Source organism: Candidatus Tokpelaia sp. (genome assembly GCF_008636115.1).
In the GTDB taxonomy this organism is placed as follows: domain Bacteria; phylum Pseudomonadota; class Alphaproteobacteria; order Rhizobiales; family Rhizobiaceae; genus QLZD01.
In genome coordinates this window covers 67,019-86,215 of sequence record NZ_QLZD01000013.1, presented here as the reverse complement: position 1 = coordinate 86,215, position 19,197 = coordinate 67,019, and the positions used below count along the sequence as shown (strand labels likewise).

Below are 19,197 nucleotides of genomic sequence, written 5' to 3'. Positions count from 1 at the left end.
CCGGGTTATGCGCACCGCACCGGGTAAAAAACTGGGCTATGTGATTTTGCCGGTAATTATCCCCGCCGGGCAGACAGAAGCCGAATTTTTAGCGGATTCCAAAACATGGCAAACGACATGGCAGGTCGTGCAGGCGCTGCGCAGCCATGATGCCGGCATAGATAATTCCATTGCCCGGGCGGAAAGGGGGGATTTCAGCGGCAAAATAGAAATTGTCGATATGCGTAATCTGCAAACACAAACACAGCTAGAAAATACCGGCACAAAAAATAATCCGCGAGGAAGGGCGACCATAGGCGGTAAAGATGCCCCTGCCGGGCAGGAGACATTACCATTTCATGTTGATGAGCTGATGCGTGGCATTTACGCCAAACTGGCAGAAAAATGCGGCACCCGCCTTTATTGGCCGCAATGGGCGGCGCGCCTGGGTAAAACGGCTGAGGCGCTGAAACAGCGCATTGACGATATTTTGGATAGTGAAGATTCTGCCTATGCCGGCGGGCAAAAGGCCTTTGCTGAGCTGGAACAAGCCTTAAAGGATAATGTATCCACCGCAATCAACCGGCAGGGAGTGCTGAATATCCTGGCAGCGCAGGCTATTGCCATGCCGGTATTTGCGGCGCTTTTTGGTGTGGCAGAGTATGATTTTGCCGTCAATAATGCTGTCGCCAGAAGCCTGCAAACAGCGCTGGACGCCATTTTGCGCTTCATAAAAGAAGAACGTGAGCGACTGGAGACGCTTTACAGTGATATTCGCGCTCAATTAGGTGAAAGTCAGGACGATGCTTTCCGCCAGAGCCTGATAAAGGATATTTATCAAAATACTATTAAAGCCGTCTATGGTGAGGCGGCCGCCAAAACCGTGGTCTATACGCCAATAAAAGCGGTGGATTTTATCTTGCGTTCCGTGGATAATGTCTTGAAAAGTGAATTTGACAGCAGCTTTGATGATGACAATATTTGCGTTTTAGAGCCTTTTGCCGGCACTGGCAGCTTTGTCGCTCGCCTGCTTGGCGGCCGCCGCCTGCCGCCGGCGGGAGAAAAGGAAGGAAAGCGTTTTGTCAGCCCCGCCGCTTTGCCAGGTTTTTACCAAAATCGCCTGTGGCTGAATGAGATAAATCTGCTGGCCTATTATGCCGCAGTCGCCAATGTAGAAACCACCTATCATAAAGAAACCGGAAACTGGCAGAATTTTGCCCATGCCTGTCTGACCGATACTTTTATCCTCAACCGCACTGCGCCGGATTTTCATGATTGCATGGCGCCTCTGGCAAAAAACCGCGAAAATTTACAGCGCCAGGAACAGGCGAAAATCAATGTCATCATTGGCAACCCGCCTTATGGTGAAACAGATGGCAATTCTGATAATTTGCTTAATGAGCGCGTGAGAAACACTTACGGCAAAGGTAATGGTGAACAATATATACGGGCTTTTCGCTGGGCAACGGATCGCATTAAAGATAAAGGTATTGTGGCCTTTATTACCGGCGGCGGATTTTTAACCTCTTCTACTGCGACAGGTTTACGCAAACATCTGGCCAAAGATTTCTCCAGCCTGTATATTTTTAATCTACGCGGCAATGCTAATACGCAAGGTGAATTGCGCAAAAAAGAAGGTGGAGGGGTGTTTGCTGAAGGTTCCCGAACGCCGGCGGCAATCTCTATCCTTGTCAAAAATCCTGCTGTCGCTGAAAAAGGCAGGATTTTCTATCACGATATTGGCGATTATTGCAATCGTGATAAAAAATTGGGTATTCTACAGCATAATTCTATCACGACATTACCTTTCACGCCGCTCACAGCCGATAAATATGGTGATTGGCTCAATAAACGCGATGACAGTTTTAGCCAATTTATGCCGTTAATGGCAAAAACAGAGCAATCTTTATTTGTTAATTCCTCTAATGGCGTAAAGACCAATCGGGACGCCTGGGCTTATAATGTTTCACATGAAACATTAAGATCTAATATGCAGTCTATGATTGTATTTTATCAGCAATGCGCGGCAGAGAGGCGTGTAATTAAAGATGATAAGCAAATCAGTTGGGATTCAACCCTCGAGGCAGATTGTTTAAAAGGAAAAGCAGCAAAATTTGCCGAGAGCCATATTGTTCCCAGCCTTTATCGCCCCTTTACGCGATCTTATCTTTATTATTCGCGGCAATTTAATAATTCTGTCTACCAAATGCTGCAAATATTCCCGAATCTAGGCGATAAAACGGCAGAAAATATCGTTATCTGTGTTAATAAGAATTGGAAAAATAATGGTAATATTGCTCTGATAGTTAATGCTGTCCCCGATTGGCATTGTGATGGTGATACAGAGTGTTTCCCGCTTTATCGCTATGAGCAGCAGGGAGATGGCAGCTATAAGCGGCAGGGGGCGATAAGTGACGCCGCTCTTGCCTATTTTTGCGCGGCTTACCCTGATGCAGCGGCAGAAATTACCCGGGAAGATATATTTTATTATATTTACGGTCTGCTGCATTCCCCACAATATAGAGAAAAATATAAAAATAATCTGATGAAAGAGCTGCCGCGTATCCCGCGGGTGAAGAGCTTTGCCAATTTCCAGGCTTTCAATGCGGCGGGGCGGGCGCTGGCCGAATTGCACCTCAATTTTGATGATTTCGGCGGCAAAAGCATAAAGGAACTGGCGGCACAGGCCGGGGTAGAGATGGAGCTGCCGCATCGCACCCTGCATTCTGCCGATTACCGGGTAGAAAAAATGCGCTTTGGCGGCCGGCCGGGGGCAAAAGATAAAACAGAAATCCGCTATAACCAGCATATTACTATCAAAAATATCCCGCTCGCTGCCTATGCTTATGCAATAAACGGCCGCTCCGGCATTGGCTGGGTGGTCGATCGGCAGCAAATAAAACAGGATAAGCTGAGCGGCATTGTCCATGACCCCAATGCTTACGCCAAAGAGCTTGGCGACCCGGCCTATCCGCTCAAATTATTGCTGAATGTAATCTATCTAAGCCTGGCCACACAGAAGATTATCACAAATCTGCCTGATTTGCTGCTAGAATAACAGGTAGAGGGCTTGCCGCCGGCCGGCTTGCTGCCAGGGTCACCCTTGGCGCTTGCCCCCTCTCAGCTTTGCCCTGGCTTTGCTTGAACTTTATTTGGGCTTTGCGCCGGCTGCTATTATTGCCGGCGCGGCTTGCGGATTGATTCGAGCATTGGAGGCAGTGTAATACAGGGCAATAAGGCAGAGTAATAAAAATGTGAGGTGCGGCCATGGCGTGGCGGCCGGTTTATCTGCCCTGGCGCGACCGGGTTGGAGTTGAAATCAAGGCGGTAAGCTTCCCATGGTTTGCCGGCCTGTCTCTGGCGCAAAAGCAAAAAAGCATTGCTGCCTTGCACAAAGCAGCGGCGGAGCAGGGTTTGCCTAAGCTGCTGGAAGTTTCAACCAAATCACCGCAGCCGCTGGGGGTGGCCTATAGCGGTTTTAGCCTCTCTCTGCCGCAGGAAGGGGGTGCTGTGCCGGTTGAATGCGCTTTTCAAGGCAGTAAAATTTTTGCTCAGGGCGGCTCTTATACCGATATTTATCATGCCGATCCGGTGGCCGCCAAGCGTGATGCGCGTTTACAAAATTCCGGCGCTTTGCTGGGTTATCGCTGGGGCGGAGAGGACTTCCCGCTAAACCCGCCCGGCGCTTTTTATGACTGGCTCTATATCCGCGCGGCGGCGCAAAATTCTGCACCCAGCCGGGAATTGCTGCACTTTAGCGGTTTTACGGATTTAGAAATCAATATAAAAAAGCGTGCGGCCTGCCAGGCCTTTTCGGCCGCGCTTTATGTCTCTCTTGTTGAAAATAACTGTTTGCAGCAGGCCATGGCCGATAAAACGGCTTTTTTGCAGCTTGGCAAACCTGCTTATGAAGCAAAGGCTGCGGTAAAATATGCTTGAGAAAGGCAGCATAAACTGTTTACATTAAAACGGCCGGAGGACGGAAATGGATTTGATCAATGCTTTTATTTTACCGATTTGCGTTATAGTGACAGCAGCCGTTTGTGCTTTCTTTTATCGGCAGGGTAAAGAGCTTTACGATAAAACACAGAAAAGAATAACAGATTTGGAATTGCGGCTGCATAAAAGAGAATTAGTGGCAAGGCTTGGCGGCCTTATAGAGAACCACCCGAATAATAAGGAGTTTTTCAGTGCTTATGATTATCTTTGGCAGCGCAATCAAGGTAAATCGGCAGGAGATTTTATCGCTAACATAGATGCGATTATTGCTGAAGCACAGCGAACAGCAAAGCCCGATGATAATAACCCGACAGAGAGCATTATTGCTGCGGCCGAAAGACAAGGCTATAAGCCGCAATTCAGTGAGGCGACAAAAGCGGCTAATGCGCGGCTGCTTGCGTGGCAAAATGCCATTCCCGATACAATAGAAATTACGCTGGATAAAGCGGAAGCAGAAAAATAACGCGCAGCAACTAATTTACGCTGCGCTTGCCGGGTTCTGTCTAAACTTTGTTCTGTTGCCTGCCCGCCGCGCTATTCTTCCAGCAGGCGGCGGATACGATCGGCATATTTTTTGCCAAAAGCCAGATTTTCGGCTGAAACTTTATTATTTTCACCAAAAATTTGCGCTTCCTCAGCACCGGAGGCGGCATTAAGCGCGGCTGAAACAGCCTGCATGGCAAATATATAATCGCGGGCGCTGATGAGATTCCGCCCTAATATTCCCATAATATCCGGTCGCCTTTCCATGGCGGTTACCAAAATATCAACCCCGCCGCTAATATCATCGTCCGTATTATTTTCGTCCAGCTCCGGCAGTTTTAAAATCTCGGCATGGATTTTTTCCAGCCGGCTTAATAAAGTTTCAGTGAGCGGATATGTGCCGATTATTACCGCCGGAGCAGGGGCAGGCTGCGGCTTTGCCGGCACAATTTGCAGTGGCGGTATCATCGGTGTAATTGGGGCAAAATTCTGCCGCTGCGGCGGCGATAATAAAGGAGATTGTTCTTTTATTTCACCCAAATGCCGCCCTTGTTCCAAATTTATCGCTGTCTGATTGATTGAAACCCTGTTATATTGCGGTCTTGCCGGCAGATTATACAGCCTGTCTGGCCGCACAGGCTGCGCCTTTATTGGCGGAATAGCCGGCAAGAGCAGCCACAATACTCCTGCCGCTAAAATAAGCCGCTTAAAAAAATAGGCCTTTTTCCACTTCCGGCTTTTATTCAGCAAAAAAGCCGCCATTATCGGAACCTGTCTTTTAATTGTCGTAATCTGGCAAAGAGCTGGACGTCAGTTTCATCGGCAGCGCAAGCAAGATTAGTGCGAATTTCAGCAGAATCACAGCGCAAAAACGGATTAGCCGCCAATTCCCGGCTGAGAGTGGCGGGCAGAGTTATTTTACCCGCTGCCCGTAAGGCACGAATTTCTGCCGCGCGCTGCTGCAAAGCGGGATTATGCGGCTCAATAGTCAGGGCAAAACGCGCATTAGCGGCGCTATATTCATGGCCGCAATAAATTTGCGTTTGCGGCGGTAAGGCCGCCAGTTTCTGCAGAGAATGATACATCATAGCAGCATCACCCTCAAAAATCCGCCCGCAACCGAGAGAAAACAAACAATCGCCAGTAAAAACCAGCTTTTGCTGCGGCAGATAATAGCAGATTTCTCCCAGAGTATGGCCGGGTGTTGCTATAACTTCAAAGCTGAAAGCGCCGCAGGTAAATTTTTGCTCATTTTGCAGGCCGGTATCCAGAGGGCTGATTTGCGCGGCCTCAAGCGCCGGGCCAAAAATTTTTGCCCCGGTTGCGCGCTTTAACAATGCCAGCCCCTCTGTATGATCATGGTGATGATGGGTCACCAGCACCGCCGCCAGCCGCCGCCCGGCTTTTTGCAGTGCCGTCAACAGAGCCGGGCCGTCTGGCGCATCAACAGCTATACTGTCTTTGCTTGCTTTATCGTGCAGCAGCAGGGCGATATTATCGCTGCGGCATAAAAATTGTTCTACTATCATGCTTAGCTCCTGCGCATGCCGAAAATCAGGCGCATATTAGGCCGGCATTTTTATTTCTTCCTCTTTTTATCGGCAGGTTTTTCGTCAAGACTATGACGCATAAGCAGGGGAGTCTGAAATAAAATGAACAAAATTGTCAGCGGCATAGTGCCGAAAACTTTAAAATTTGTCCAAATATCCGTATTGAAATTGCGCCAGACAATTTCATTTAATGCCGCCAGAAACAAAAAAAACCATGCCCAGCGCCAGGTGAGTATCTGCCACCCTTCAGCGTCTAATTGCAAAGCAGAATCAAATATATAGCCGAGGAGCGGCTTGCGGAAAAGCAAGCCGCCAAACAATATCAGGCCGAAAAGTGCGTTAATAATGGTCGGCTTCATTTTAATGAAGATTTCATCATGCAGCCATAAGGTCAAAAAACCGAAAACCAGCACAAAAAGACCGGAGGCCAGCGGGATTACCGGCAATTTGCGCGCAATCAGCCATGAAAGTGCCAGAGACAGCAAAATTGCCAGCATAAACAAAGCAGTAGCGGGATAAATAGGTTGATCAAACCTGGCAAAAAGCGGCACATGATCAATCAGCCAGCGGCCGCGATAATTGGCAAAAAAGAAAACCAGCAAAGGCCCCATTTCCAGCGCAATTTTCAGCCACGGCGCCATGTGCATCTGCTTGATCTGGCGGATATTTTGCGGTTCCGGCTCAAACAGGGATTTGCTCATAAACTTCCTCACAATCTGGCCCGCATGCGGCCTGGGCCGGCAAATAATGCTCTCTAATACCGGGTTTTGCCCGCTGCCATATAATTATGCTTCTCCGACAATGGCGGCGGCAAAATCACGGGCAGAAAACGGCTCCAAATCGGCAATATCTTCCCCCACGCCGATAAAATATATCGGCAATTTATATTTGGCGGCAATGGCGGCCAAAATGCCGCCGCGGGCCGTGCCGTCCAGCTTGGTCATTACCAGCCCGTTAACTTTAGCGGTTTTTTTGAATATTTCCACCTGAGACAGGGCATTCTGCCCGGTTGTTGCGTCAAGATTCTGCAAAACAGTGTGCGGGGCAGAAGGGTCGCGTTTTTGCAATACGCGCACCAGCTTTGCCAGTTCTTCCATCAATTCTGTTTTATTTTGCAACCGCCCGGCTGTGTCGATCAGCAGCACATCAGTGCCGGTCGCAACCGCCTGTTGATAAGCGTCAAAAACCAGCGAGGCGGCATCAGCCCCTAATCGGGAAGAAATGACCGGCGCCCCTGTGCGTTGACCCCAAATATGCAACTGTTCTATTGCCGCGGCACGAAAAGTGTCACCAGCCGCCAGCATAACAGAAAGACCGCCGGCGCGCAATTTGGCCGCCAATTTGCCGATAGTGGTGGTTTTGCCGGTGCCATTGACCCCGACAACCAGAATAATATGCGGCTTATGGTTTAAATCCAGCTCCAGCGCCCGGGCGCAAGGCTGCAGGATTTGGGCAATTTCATCGGCCATAATTGCGCGGATTTCAGCCGGTGAAATATCTTTACCAAACCGGCCGGCGCGCAATTTATCGGTGATTTTTGCTGCGGTTTCCAGCCCCAGATCAGCTTGCAGCAGCACATTTTCCAGCTCTTCCAGCGCCGTTTCATCAAGCTTGCGGCCGGTAAAGACAGCACCAAGCGAGCTGTTGAGCCGGCGGGAAGATTGCGCCATGCCGTGTTTCAGGCGGGCCAGCCATGATTGCGGCGCTGCCTTTGCTTCATCTTTTTCATCTGCGCTTGCCGCCGCTTTGCTCGCATCGCCTGCCTGTGGGCGGATAGTCAGCCCGGCTTCATCAATAAGACGCGGGGCAGCAGGTCGGCGCGGGGCAAGACGCGCTTTCGCCGCCTGTTCTTTTTGGGCGGCAATAGCCTGCTGCTCTGCCTGCCAGGCTTCAAACGGTGTTTGTTCTGTCGCGGCAATGACCGTTTTTTCGGCCATAGCAGGCTCTGCCAGAGCCGGCTCATCTTGCCCGCCGGCCGGCTGCCCGGCGCTGCTTTTGCGGGCGAAGGAAAATATTTTTTTTATTAAACCGTCCGCCATTATGCCTCTTGTCTCTGCCCGCAAGTTCTGCCCCGGCTGTGCTTATGTCACTCAGGCCGCGCCGGCCAGCCTTTCGGCAATCAGCCTGTCGCCATTATGGGCGATAATGCGGCAGCGGACAAGTTCGCCGGCGCTATTATTTTGGTTTTGCGGCGTCTTTTCTTTTTTTGGCGCGGCAGGAGCCGGTTCCTGCAAGGCTGCCGGAGCATAATTTTCACAGCGGCCCTGACCATTTTGTTCCATCAGCAAAATTTGTTCACTGCCAAGCAGGGATTGCAAATGGTTTTGATAGGCTTTTGCCGCTTCACGGCGCAAGGCGGCCGCCCGGTTTTTGACAAGCGTCCGCGCTAATTGCGGCATGCGCGCCGCCGGTGTGCCCGCGCGCGGGCTAAACGGGAAAATATGCAAATAAGTCAGTCGGCAATCAGCAATCAGCCGGCGGGTATTTTCAAACATTTCTTCCGTTTCTGTGGGAAAGCCGGCAATTAAATCGGCGCCAAAGATCATTTCCGGCCGTCTTGCTTGCAGCTCATGGCAGAATTGCAGCGCCTGTTCACGCAAATGCCGCCTTTTCATGCGTTTTAAAATTATATTATCGCCGGATTGCAGGGATAAATGCAAATGCGGCATAAGGCGCTTTTCATGTATCAGCAATTCCTGCAATTCTTCATCAATTTCAATGGAATCTATTGAAGACAGGCGCAGCCGCGCCAGTTCAGGCACATTGCGCAAAATAGCGCCGACAAGCCGCCCCAGGCGAATGCCGCCCGGCAGATCAGGGCCGTAACTGGTTAAATCTACCCCGGTCAATACAACTTCCCGATGACCGCCGGCGCATAATTGCTTGATTTGCTCCACCACCGCCCCCGGCGGAACCGAGCGGGAAGGCCCGCGGCCGTAAGGGATAATGCAAAAAGTGCAGCGATGATCGCAGCCGTTTTGCACTTGAACAAAAGCGCGTGTCTTGCCCTCAAGCAGGGCAATCATATGGGGAGCATTTTCCCGCACGTCCATAATATTGCCGACACGCAATTTTTCCTGCCGGTTAACGCCGAAATCGGCAAATTGCCGGTAAGACTGGCGGTGCAGTTTATCCTCATTGCCTAAAACCAGATCAACTTCCGCCATAGCGGCAAACATTTCCGGCGTGGTCTGGGCAGCGCAGCCGGTTACAATAATGCGCGCCCCGGGCCTGTCACGCCGCGCTTTGCGGATAGCCTGTCCGGCCTGACGCACGGCCTCAGCCGTCACAGCGCAAGTATTAAAAATAATAGTGTCGCCGGCCTGCGCCGCAAGACCCGCTTCATCACTTTTGCGGCGGATAATTTCCGCCTCATGCGCATTGAGACGGCAGCCGAAACTGGTGATTATAGTCGCCATCACGCTTTACCCTGTTGTGTCCTGATCAGAGCCGGCGCCCTCGCTGTGACGGTGAAAGACGCCGTCCGCCAGGGTGATAAAGCCCGCATATTCATATTCTGTCGGCCCGGTCAGGCGGCACAGGCCGTCAGCCAGGCCGATAATAAGCGGGCCACCCGGCAGAGTGACTTTAATCTCTGCCTCATTCCGGCTGTGGCCGGCTGTCTTTTGCCCCGCCAGGCCGCGCCTTTGGGCGGTTTTATTTATCAGCGTGTCTTGTTTAATGATGTCGCGTCTCGGCGCGCCTTTATTTATCAGGCCGCGTCTCAGCGCGGCAATGGCAGCAGCACAGGCGGCCGTGCCGCAGGCTTGCGTCAGGCCGGCGCCTCTTTCCCAGACACGCAGGCTGATACAATCCGGCGCGGTTATTTGCGCCAGTGACACATTAACTCCTTCAGGAAATACCGGGCTTTTCTCCAGCATGGCGCCGAATTCGGCCAGAGGCCAGGCCGCCAAAGGCTGCGGCGCCTCTGCCGGCAGAAAAAACACGGCATGGGGATTGCCGATGGATAAAACAGCCGCATCTGTCGGGAACAAAGCGGTAAAGCCGGGCGCTGCTTTGCCCGGCGGCAATAAGGCCGCCAGCGGCACATAATTCATATCTTCCGGGGTGAAATTTATCGGTATTGCCGGCGGGTCAAAACGCGGTCTGCCCATAGTGACTGTGATCGCTCCATTGCTGCGCCGCATTGCTGTGACCGGCCCGCCCGCCGTGGCAAAAGAAAATACTGCTGCGCCGTTTTTGTCATGCTGGCGCTGCCGGCGCCATAAATATTCGGCCAGGCAGCGTGTGCCATTGCCGCAGGCTTTGGCTTTTGTGCCGTCACAATTCCATATTTCCACTTGATAAGCGGCATTTTGTGCCGCGCTTTCCCGGTCATAAAGCACCATAAGCTGGTCAAAGGCGGTTGATTGCTGCTGCGCCAGCAAACGGACAAGCCCAGGGGTAATTTTGTTCTTCTGCCCTGATTTATTGTCTTCCCCGCGCATATCCATAATCAGGATAGCATTGCCTGAGCCGTTCATTTTTGCTGCCGGGACAAAATTTTGCATAATCTGTGCTCACTTCAATTTTTGCCGCACTTGTGCTTTTAGCACAATTTTGAGCAAAGTGCTTTTAGCGTAATTTCAGGTAAAATAGCAATAAAATCAGTAAAAAACAGTTTTATATAAGCGAAATTCGCGCAGTTTCATGCAAGAAGGCTGGATTTTTGCGGAAAAGTCAGGCATATACGAAACAGAACAGGCCTGCGCGCTGTAACTTGTAAAAAGCGTATTTGCGGCTGTTTTGCTTTAAAGAATTTCTGCCTCGTGGGATTAAGAAAATAATGTCGCTTACCATAAAATCCTTCAATCTGCCGGCCGTGCTCGCCTTCGGCCTGGCGGCAGCCGCTATTTTATCCGGCTGTGCTTCTGCCCGTTTTCATGACAGGCCGCAGCCGGCCGCAGCGCCGCCGGCTGTTTCTGCGCCTTATGCGCAGGTCTCGCAGAGCGATCTGCCGCCGCCTGACGGCATGTCGGCCGCTACGGCAGCCCCCGCCTTGCAAGCCGCGCCGGCGGAAGCGATAGACTTGACCCCTGCCAGTATTGCCGGTGTGTGGAAGGCCGATTTGGGTGGCATGACCTGTCAGCTAGCCACGCCGCAAACCAAAGCGGGCAAAGGGTATCGCGCCGGATCGCTGCATTGCCCGGCGGCCTTTGCCCAAATCGGCTCATGGAATATTAGCGGCAAGCAGTTAGTCTTTTATGATAAAAGCGGCAGGGATCTGGCTGTGCTCTATTCTACCGGTGTCAACAGTTTTTCCGGCCGCACCAGTGCGGGCTTGCCTGTTTCCCTGAGCCGCTAATGGCGCCGGCTCAGACAGCCATTATCTATCAGGGAGTGCAGGGGTGACAGTAAATATGCGTCTGGCTTATAATGCGCTGGTGGCAAAAGGCAGTTTAGCCGCAGATACGGCGCAGGCGGCCGTCATAGCAAAGCTCGACAGACTTGCCGCTATTGTGCAGGAAAGGCAGCAACAAGCGGCAAAAGGCGGTTTGTTGCGCCGGCTCTGGCGCGGCACGGCGCCTGATTATAGCGGCGTAAAGAGCTTTTATCTTTACGGCCCGGTGGGGCGCGGCAAAACTATGATAATGGATTTGTTTTTTGCCGCCTTGCCGCCGGGCGACAAAAAGCGCCTGCATTTTAATGATTTTATGAATAATGTGCAAAACCGCCTGGCGGCCTGTCGCGCTGCCGAACAGGCCGGCAAAATAAAATTGCCGCCGGCGGGCGCACTTATCCGGGTTGCTGAGGATTTGGCGCGGGAAGCGCATATTTTATGTTGTGACGAATTTTCAGTGACCAATATTGCCGATGCCATGATTTTGTCGCGCCTGTTTACCGCTTTATTTGCGCAAGGCGTAGTTTTGGTGGCAACCTCTAATGTTGCGCCGCAAAATCTTTATCAAGACGGCCTTAATCGCGCTTTGTTTTTGCCTTTTATCAATGTTCTACAGCAGCAGGCGGAAATTTGCAGTCTTGAAACGCCGACAGATTATCGGCGGGAAAAAGGCGCTGCCGCGGCTGTTCCTGCCTTTATTACGCCGTGTGACGCTAAAGCCAAAGCACAGATGGACAGATTCTGGCGCGGCCTGACCGGCCGCAACAGCGGCGAGCAGCAGGAAATTACGGTCAGCGGGCATAAAATTATTATCCCTTGCGCTGCGGCCATACAAAATACTGCGCCGGAAAAGAATGGGGCAAGCCGCATGGCGGCGCGTTTCGACTTTGCCGATATTTGCCGCCGCGATCTTGCCGCGGCTGATTATGCCGCTTTAGCCGAGCATTATGCCGTGTTTTGTGTAGAAAATGTGCCGCTTTTTAGCGAAGAAAACCGTAATGAGGCAAAGCGGTTTATTTTGTTTATTGATATAATTTATGACCGGCATTTGCCGCTTTATCTTTCGGCGGCGGCGCCGGCCGACCGGCTTTATACCGGCACGGCAATGATAACGGAAAAATTTGAATTTGAGCGCACAGCTTCCCGTCTGGTTGAAATGCAAAGCGAGGCCTATGGCCGGGGTCAGGCATAGGCTGGCCTGTGGCGCGGCAAAAACCGGCCTGATTGGCGCCCGTGCCATAATTTTGCCCTAACTTGGGTCAAATCTGGCGGCTTGGGACATATCGTCATAAAATTTTCTGCCTCACCCGGGCGGGCATAAATGGTGCGGCTATTGGCGCCGGAGCAGTTGCGGCTGCGGCCGGTAGCCATAAAGCAAGAGGAAGAATGATGCGCAAAAAAATAGCTCTTATCGGTTCGGGTATGATTGGCGGCACACTTGCCCATTTAATTGGCCTGAAGGGATTGGGTGATGTCGTGCTGTTTGATATTGCTGAAGGTGTGCCGCAGGGCAAGGCGCTGGATATTGCCGAATCTACCCCGGTGAGCGGCGCGGATATTGCTTTTAGGGGGAGCAATGATTATGCCGCTATTGAAGGGGCGGATATTGTCATTGTAACTGCGGGTGTGCCGCGCAAACCGGGCATGAGCCGCGATGATTTGCTGGAAATCAATTTGCGCGTTATGAAGCAGGTGGGGGCCGGTATTGGCAAATATGCCCCCAAAGCTTTGGTGATTTGTATCACTAATCCGCTTGATGCCATGGTTTGGGCCTTGCAGAAATTTTCCGGCCTGCCGCCGGAAAAAATTGTCGGCATGGCCGGGGTGCTGGATTCGGCGCGTTTCCGCTATTTTCTGGCTGAAGAATTTAAAGTTTCGGTAGAAGATGTGACCGCTTTTGTGTTGGGCGGCCATGGCGATTCCATGGTGCCGCTGGTGCGCTATTCCACCGTGGCGGGGGTGCCTTTGCCTGATTTGGTGGCTATGGGCTGGACAAGCAAAGCCAGATTGGCCGATATTATCCAGCGCACGCGGGACGGCGGGGCGGAGATTGTCGGCCTGTTAAAAACCGGTTCGGCTTTTTATGCGCCGGCTACGGCTGCTATTGCTATGGCGGAATCCTATTTGCACGATAAAAAGCGTGTTTTGCCGATGGCCGCCCATTTAAGCGGTCAGTTTGGTGTTAAAAATACCTATGTCGGTGTGCCGGTTGTACTGGGTGCCAGGGGGGTGGAGCGGATTGTTGAAATTGAGCTGAATAAAGCAGAGCAGGAGGCGTTTGACAAATCCGTTGCGGCTGTTAAAACGCTGTGTGAGGCCTGTATTGCCATTATGCCGGAATTGGGGCGGTGATGGTTTTTGCGCCCCAATTCCGGCGCATTTTGCCCAAAATAAACAGGCAGTGCCGGCAAATAAGCGGGGGGCTTTGTTAAACGGCTCTTTCTTCCCGCAGCGGGGTGGTATATATGTCGCGGCGGTTTCGGCCGGTGATAGCGTAAACGGTAAAGGATAAAATTATGAATATCCATGAATATCAGGCCAAGCGGCTTTTGCATGAATATGGCGCCCCCATTGCCAATGGTGTTGCCGTTTATTCTGTTGAGCAGGCAGAGGAATGGGCAAAAAAATTGTCCGGCCCGCTTTATGTGGTGAAAAGCCAGATTCATGCCGGCGGCCGCGGCAAGGGCAAATTCAAGGAGCTGGGGGCAGAGGCTAAAGGCGGGGTGCGGCTGGCGCATTCAGTAGAGGAAGTTGTCGCCAATGTCGGCGAAATGCTGGGCAAGACACTGGTAACCAAACAGACGGGCGAGAGCGGCAAAAAAGTGAACCGCCTTTATATTGAAGAGGGCGCCGATATTGAGCGGGAGCTTTATCTCTCTTTGCTGGTGGATCGCAGCAAAAGCGAAATTGCTTTTGTTGTCTCAACCGAAGGCGGCATGGATATTGAAACAGTAGCAGCCGAGACGCCGGAAAAAATTTTTACTCTGCCGATTGCTTATGATAAAGGCGTTGCGGCAGCAGATATTGAAAAATTGAATAATGCGCTCGAGCTGGAAGATAAAGCGCGCGAAGACGGCAGGAAACTGTTTCCGCTTTTATATAAAGCTTTTACCGATAAAGATATGAGCCTGTTGGAAATCAACCCGTTAATTGTGATGAAAAACGGCCGCTTGCGGGTGCTGGATTGCAAAGCTTCTTTTGATAATAATGCGCTGTTCCGCCACCCGGATATATTGGAGCTGCGCGATTTAACGGAAGAAGATCCCAAGGAAATTGAGGCTTCCAAATACGGCCTGTCCTATATTGCGCTGGAAGGCAATATAGGCTGTATGGTTAATGGTGCCGGGCTGGCCATGGCGACTATGGATATTATCAAGCTTTATGGCGGCAGGCCGGCCAATTTTCTTGATGTTGGCGGCGGTGCCACGGAAGAGAAAGTAACAGCCGCTTTCAAAATTATTATGGCGGATCCGCATGTTGAGGGTATTCTGGTCAATATTTTCGGCGGCATTATGCGCTGCGATGTGATTGCGGCCGGTGTTGTCAATGCGGTGAAGGAAGTGGGGTTGCAAGTGCCGCTGGTCGTCCGTCTTGAAGGCACAAATGTCGATAAAGGGAAAGAAATTCTTGAAAAAAGCGGTTTGAATATTATTCCCGCCGATGATTTGGATATGGCGGCGCAAAAAATTGCCGCCGCAGTGAAGGGAGCCTGAATTTATGGCCGTTCTTGTTGATAAAAATACGAAAATTCTCGTGCAGGGGCTTACCGGCAAAACCGGCACCTTCCATACTGAGCAGGCGCTTGCTTATTTCGGCACGCAAATGGTTGGCGGGGTTCACCCGCAAAAAGGCGGTGAGACCTGGGGTTCCGTTGACGGCGATCATTTGCCGATTTTTGCGACTGTGGCCGAAGGTCGGGAAAAAACCGGTGCTGATGCCAGCGTTATTTATGTGCCGCCTGCCGGCGCTGCTGCCGCTATTATTGAGGCGATTGAGGCGGAAATCGGCCTTATTATCTGTATTACCGAGGGGATTCCGGTGCTGGATATGGTGAAGGTGAAGGCGCGGCTGGCGCAATCCAAATCGCGCCTTATCGGCCCTAATTGTCCGGGTATTTTAACGCCGGAAGAATGCAAAATCGGCATTATGCCAGGCTCCATCTTTAAAAAAGGATCGGTTGGCATTGTTTCGCGTTCCGGCACTTTGACTTATGAAGCCGTGTTCCAAACCAGTAATGAAGGTCTGGGGCAGACAACGGCTGTCGGTATTGGCGGTGATCCGGTCAAGGGCACAGAATTTATCGATGTGCTGGAAATGTTTTTGGCTGATAATGACACCAAATCTATTGTAATGATTGGTGAAATCGGCGGCTCGGCAGAAGAAGAGGCGGCGCAGTTCCTGGTTGACGAAGCCAAACGCGGCCGCAAAAAGCCGGTTGTCGGCTTTATTGCCGGGCGCACCGCCCCTCCCGGGCGGACAATGGGGCATGCCGGCGCTGTTATTTCCGGCGGCCGCGGCGGAGCAGAGGACAAAATTGCCGCTTTGGAAGCCGCGGGTATCCGCGTTTCGCCGTCACCGGCAAAAATCGGCAGAACTTTGGCAGAAGTTTTGCAGGGTTGATAATCGGCAAGCCGCCCTGAATACAGGGCGGCTTTTTAACAATGGCCGCCGGCCGGCTGCTTGCGGCCGGGGCTGAGCGGGTGAATTTGCGGGGCAAAGCGGGGGAGATAAAACGGCAGGCCGTTTACAAAAGGCAGCCTGTCGGCGTAAACCGGGCAATCTGTATTCAAGGAGACGGATTTAAAAATTCGTTGAGAAAAATGGCTAAACAGGAAGAAAATAATCTTTTCGCTCTTACTTCTTTTCTTTATGGCGGCAATGCTGATTATATTGAAGCGCTTTATGCTGCCTATGAGCAGAATCCTGAGGCCGTTGCCCCTGAATGGCGCGAATTTTTTGCCGGTTTGCATGATGATAAAAATGATGTGTTAAAAAATGCCGAAGGCGCTTCATGGCAGCGCCCGGCCTGGCCGCTCAAGGCCAATGGCGAATTGATTGCCGCTCTGGACGGGAACTGGGCCGCTACAACGCCGGAACTGCCGGCAAAAGGCAAAGATAAAAACGCCGGTAAAATTGCGGCGGCACCGGCAAATGCTGCCGCCAGTGTGCCCACAATGGGGCAACTGCAACAGGCAGCGCAGGATTCTGCCCGCGTTTTGGCGCTTATCCACGCTTATCAGGCTTACGGCCATTTGCGGGCGCAGCTTGACCCGCTGCAATTTGCAAAGAGGCCGGAAGATTATCATTTGCTGTCGCCGGAGCATTATGGTTTTACCGCCGCCGATTATGACCGGCCGATTTTCGTTGACGGTGCTTTGGGGCTGCAAACTGCTACTATCCGGCAATTACTGGAAATTTTGCCGCGCCTTTATTGCTCGACTATCGGGGCAGAATTTATGCATATTACCGATCCGGAGCGCCGCGCCTGGATTGAGCAAAAATTCAGCCTTGCCGCCCGGCAGCAGGCTGTCTCGACTGAGGATAAAAAGCGCGCTTTGCAAAAACTGGTAGAGGCGGAAGGTTTTGAGAAATTTCTCGACACCAAATATAAAGGTACCAAACGTTTCGGCCTGGACGGTGGTGAAGCGTTGATTCCTGCTTTGGATAAATTGATTTGTCGCGGCGCTGATCTGGGCGTGAGCGGTTTTGTTTTCGGCATGGCACATCGCGGCCGCCTGAATGTGCTGACACAGATTTTGGCCAAGGCGCATCGCGCTGTTTTTCATGAATTCAAGGGCGGCTCCTATAAACCGGAGGATATTGCCGGCTCAGGCGATGTCAAATATCATCTGGGTGCCGCGCATGATGGTGAGGCCGGCGGCCGGCCGGTTCATTTGTCCCTGCTGCCCAACCCCTCTCATCTGGAAATTGTTGACCCGATTGTTTTGGGCAAAGCGCGGGCGCAGCAGGATATTATGGCCGGGCCGGGGCGTGATGATAATGTGCCGCTTGCCGAGCGGGATAAAATTATGTCTGTCCTTATTCACGGCGATGCCGCTTTTGCCGGCCAGGGCGTGGTGGCAGAAACTTTCAGCCTGTCTCGCCTGAAAGGCTATACAGTTGGCGGTTCGGTGCATTTTATTATCAATAATCAGATTGGTTTTACTACTGACCCGTCCTGCGCCCGCTCCAGCACGTATTGCTCTGATCTGGCCAAAATGATTGAAGCGCCGGTTTTTCATGTTAATGGTGATGATACGGAGGCTATGCTTTATATTGCAGCGCTGGCGGCCGAATATCGGCATAAATTCCACCAGCCGATAATCATTGATATGGTCTGTTATCGCCGCTTCGGCCATAATGAGGGCGATGAGCCGGCTTTCACCCAGCCGCTAATGTATCAGAATATCCGTTCGCATAAGGGGGTTTTGGAGCTTTACGGCGCCAGACTGGCGACTGAGGGCGTGGTGAAACCTGAAGAAACAGCGGCGGCGCAAAAAGCCTTTCATGATAAAATGGAAACAGAATTTGCTACGGATTATCTGCCCAATAAGGCCGAATGGCTGGAAGGTTTGTGGGCTAATATGCGTGTCTCTGATAATAGCGAGGAGCAGAGCCATGTTGAGACCGGTGTGGCAGCGGCCAAATTGCGCGCAATCGGCACGAAACTGACCGAAATTCCGGCCGGTTTTCATCTGCATCGCACCGTGCAGCGTTTTATTGATAATCGCAAAAAAATGCTGGCAACAGGCGCAGGATTGGATTGGGCCATGGCTGAGGCTTTGGCTTTTGGCTCACTGGTGCTGGCGGGCAACCCCATTCGCCTTTCGGGGGAAGATGTTGAGCGCGGCACATTTTCGCAGCGCCACAGCGTGTTTTATGATCAGGAGACCGGGGCGCCCTATATTCCGCTCAATCACCTTGCCGATAATCAGGCTCTCTATGAGCCGGTTAACTCTCTTTTGTCGGAAGAGGCGGTGCTGGCCTATGAATATGGCTATTCGCTGGTTAATCCGCAGGGTTTAACCTTGTGGGAAGCGCAATTTGGCGATTTTGCCAATGGCGCGCAAACAGTGTTTGACCAGTTTATTGCGGCAAGTGAGCAAAAATGGCTGCGTATGTCCGGGCTCATATGCCTGTTGCCGCATGGTTTTGAGGGCCAGGGGCCGGAGCATTCTTCTGCCCGGCTGGAGCGTTTTTTGCAGCTTTGCGCCGAAGATAATATGCAAGTAGCAAATTGCACCACGCCGGCTAATTATTTTCATATTTTGCGCCGCCAGATAGAGCGCAATTTCCGTAAACCTCTGATAATAATGACACCAAAATCCTTGCTGCGGCATAAACGGGCCGTCTCAAGCCTGGCCGATATAGATGAGGGCACATATTTCCGCCCTGTGCTGGCCGATGATGCGGAAATTCCGGCCAATCAGCCGGTAAAACTGCAAAAGGACGAAAAAATCCGCCGCATTATTCTCTGTTCCGGCAAGGTTTATTATGATTTATATGAAGAGCGGGAAAGGCGGGCGATTGACGATATTTATATTATACGGCTGGAGCAGCTTTATCCTTTCCCCGCTCAGGCTTTGGCCGGTTTATTGCGGCGTTTCAAACAGGCGGAAATTGTCTGGTGTCAGGAAGAGCCGAAAAATATGGGCGCCTGGAGTTTTATTGTGCCTTATGTGGAATGGGTGTTGCAGCATATTGAGGCGCAGGCCGTGCGGCCCTGTTATGTCGGGCGGCCTGCTGCTGCCTCTCCCGCTGCCGGGCTGTTGAGAGATCATCAGAAGCAGCTTGCCGCCTTTTTGGCAGAAGCTTTTGGCGAGCAGAATTTTGAGGATTGAGGCC

Annotated in this window: 15 protein-coding genes; 9 read left to right on the top strand and 6 right to left on the bottom strand. The window is 51.8% G+C overall.

Annotated features, from left to right (window positions below; translation table 11 throughout):
- Positions 1 to 7 precede the first annotated feature (7 nt).
- The 3 genes from DPQ22_RS01050 to DPQ22_RS01040 all read left to right on the top strand — a co-directional run bounded on the left by DPQ22_RS01050 (position 8) and on the right by DPQ22_RS01040 (position 4,441).
- Entirely contained in the window at positions 8 to 3,037 is a 3,030-nt protein-coding gene (locus DPQ22_RS01050; protein ID WP_150212728.1) for a type ISP restriction/modification enzyme, read from the top strand.
- A gap of 209 nt (positions 3,038 to 3,246) precedes the next feature.
- Positions 3,247 to 3,918, top strand: a complete 672-nt coding sequence (locus DPQ22_RS01045) for a DarT1-associated NADAR antitoxin family protein (protein WP_150212727.1) — start codon at positions 3,247 to 3,249, stop codon at positions 3,916 to 3,918.
- 46 nt (positions 3,919 to 3,964) lie between these two features.
- Positions 3,965 to 4,441 carry a hypothetical protein gene (locus DPQ22_RS01040; protein WP_150212726.1) on the top strand — a complete coding sequence of 159 codons (477 nt, stop codon included), beginning with the start codon at positions 3,965 to 3,967 and terminating at the stop codon, positions 4,439 to 4,441.
- A 71-nt stretch (positions 4,442 to 4,512) separates the two neighbouring features.
- On the opposite strand, the gene DPQ22_RS01035 is transcribed toward DPQ22_RS01040, so the two are convergent.
- From DPQ22_RS01035 to dapF, 6 genes are all read right to left on the bottom strand, one after another.
- Complete coding sequence (locus tag DPQ22_RS01035; RefSeq protein ID WP_150212725.1) at positions 4,513 to 5,223, bottom strand: hypothetical protein; 711 nt, start codon at positions 5,221 to 5,223, stop codon at positions 4,513 to 4,515.
- Entirely contained in the window at positions 5,223 to 5,990 is a 768-nt protein-coding gene (gene gloB, locus DPQ22_RS01030) for a hydroxyacylglutathione hydrolase (RefSeq protein ID WP_150212724.1), read from the bottom strand. Before gloB ends, DPQ22_RS01035 begins: the two co-directional genes overlap by 1 nt.
- Before the next feature lie 50 nt (positions 5,991 to 6,040).
- Positions 6,041 to 6,712: a septation protein A gene (locus tag DPQ22_RS01025; protein ID WP_150212723.1), complete on the bottom strand. Its 672-nt coding sequence runs from the start codon at positions 6,710 to 6,712 to the stop codon at positions 6,041 to 6,043.
- 84 nt (positions 6,713 to 6,796) lie between these two features.
- Positions 6,797 to 8,050, bottom strand: coding sequence for a signal recognition particle-docking protein FtsY (ftsY, locus tag DPQ22_RS01020; protein ID WP_150212722.1), 1,254 nt, complete (start codon positions 8,048 to 8,050; stop codon positions 6,797 to 6,799).
- A gap of 51 nt (positions 8,051 to 8,101) precedes the next feature.
- Entirely contained in the window at positions 8,102 to 9,430 is a 1,329-nt protein-coding gene (mtaB, locus tag DPQ22_RS01015) for a tRNA (N(6)-L-threonylcarbamoyladenosine(37)-C(2))-methylthiotransferase MtaB (RefSeq protein ID WP_150212721.1), read from the bottom strand.
- Positions 9,431 to 9,436: 6 nt separating this feature from the next.
- On the bottom strand, positions 9,437 to 10,522 hold the full coding sequence (gene dapF / locus DPQ22_RS01010; RefSeq protein ID WP_150212720.1) for a diaminopimelate epimerase: 1,086 nt from the start codon (positions 10,520 to 10,522) through the stop codon (positions 9,437 to 9,439).
- Between the two features lie 275 nt (positions 10,523 to 10,797).
- Between dapF and DPQ22_RS01005 the strand changes: the two genes are divergently transcribed.
- The 6 genes from DPQ22_RS01005 (at position 10,798) to DPQ22_RS00980 (ending at position 19,193) form a co-directional block, all read left to right on the top strand.
- Positions 10,798 to 11,316: an AprI/Inh family metalloprotease inhibitor gene (locus DPQ22_RS01005; protein ID WP_150212719.1), complete on the top strand. Its 519-nt coding sequence runs from the start codon at positions 10,798 to 10,800 to the stop codon at positions 11,314 to 11,316.
- Between the two features lie 43 nt (positions 11,317 to 11,359).
- A complete protein-coding gene (gene zapE, locus DPQ22_RS01000; protein WP_246681418.1) occupies positions 11,360 to 12,544 on the top strand; it encodes a cell division protein ZapE in 1,185 nt (394 codons plus the stop codon).
- 194 nt (positions 12,545 to 12,738) lie between these two features.
- A complete protein-coding gene (gene mdh / locus DPQ22_RS00995) occupies positions 12,739 to 13,704 on the top strand; it encodes a malate dehydrogenase (RefSeq protein WP_150212718.1) in 966 nt (321 codons plus the stop codon).
- A gap of 164 nt (positions 13,705 to 13,868) precedes the next feature.
- Complete coding sequence (gene sucC / locus DPQ22_RS00990; protein ID WP_150212717.1) at positions 13,869 to 15,065, top strand: ADP-forming succinate--CoA ligase subunit beta; 1,197 nt, start codon at positions 13,869 to 13,871, stop codon at positions 15,063 to 15,065.
- 4 nt (positions 15,066 to 15,069) lie between these two features.
- A complete protein-coding gene (sucD, locus tag DPQ22_RS00985; protein WP_150212716.1) occupies positions 15,070 to 15,972 on the top strand; it encodes a succinate--CoA ligase subunit alpha in 903 nt (300 codons plus the stop codon).
- Between the two features lie 200 nt (positions 15,973 to 16,172).
- Entirely contained in the window at positions 16,173 to 19,193 is a 3,021-nt protein-coding gene (locus DPQ22_RS00980) for a 2-oxoglutarate dehydrogenase E1 component (protein WP_150212715.1), read from the top strand.
- Positions 19,194 to 19,197: the final 4 nt, after the last annotated feature.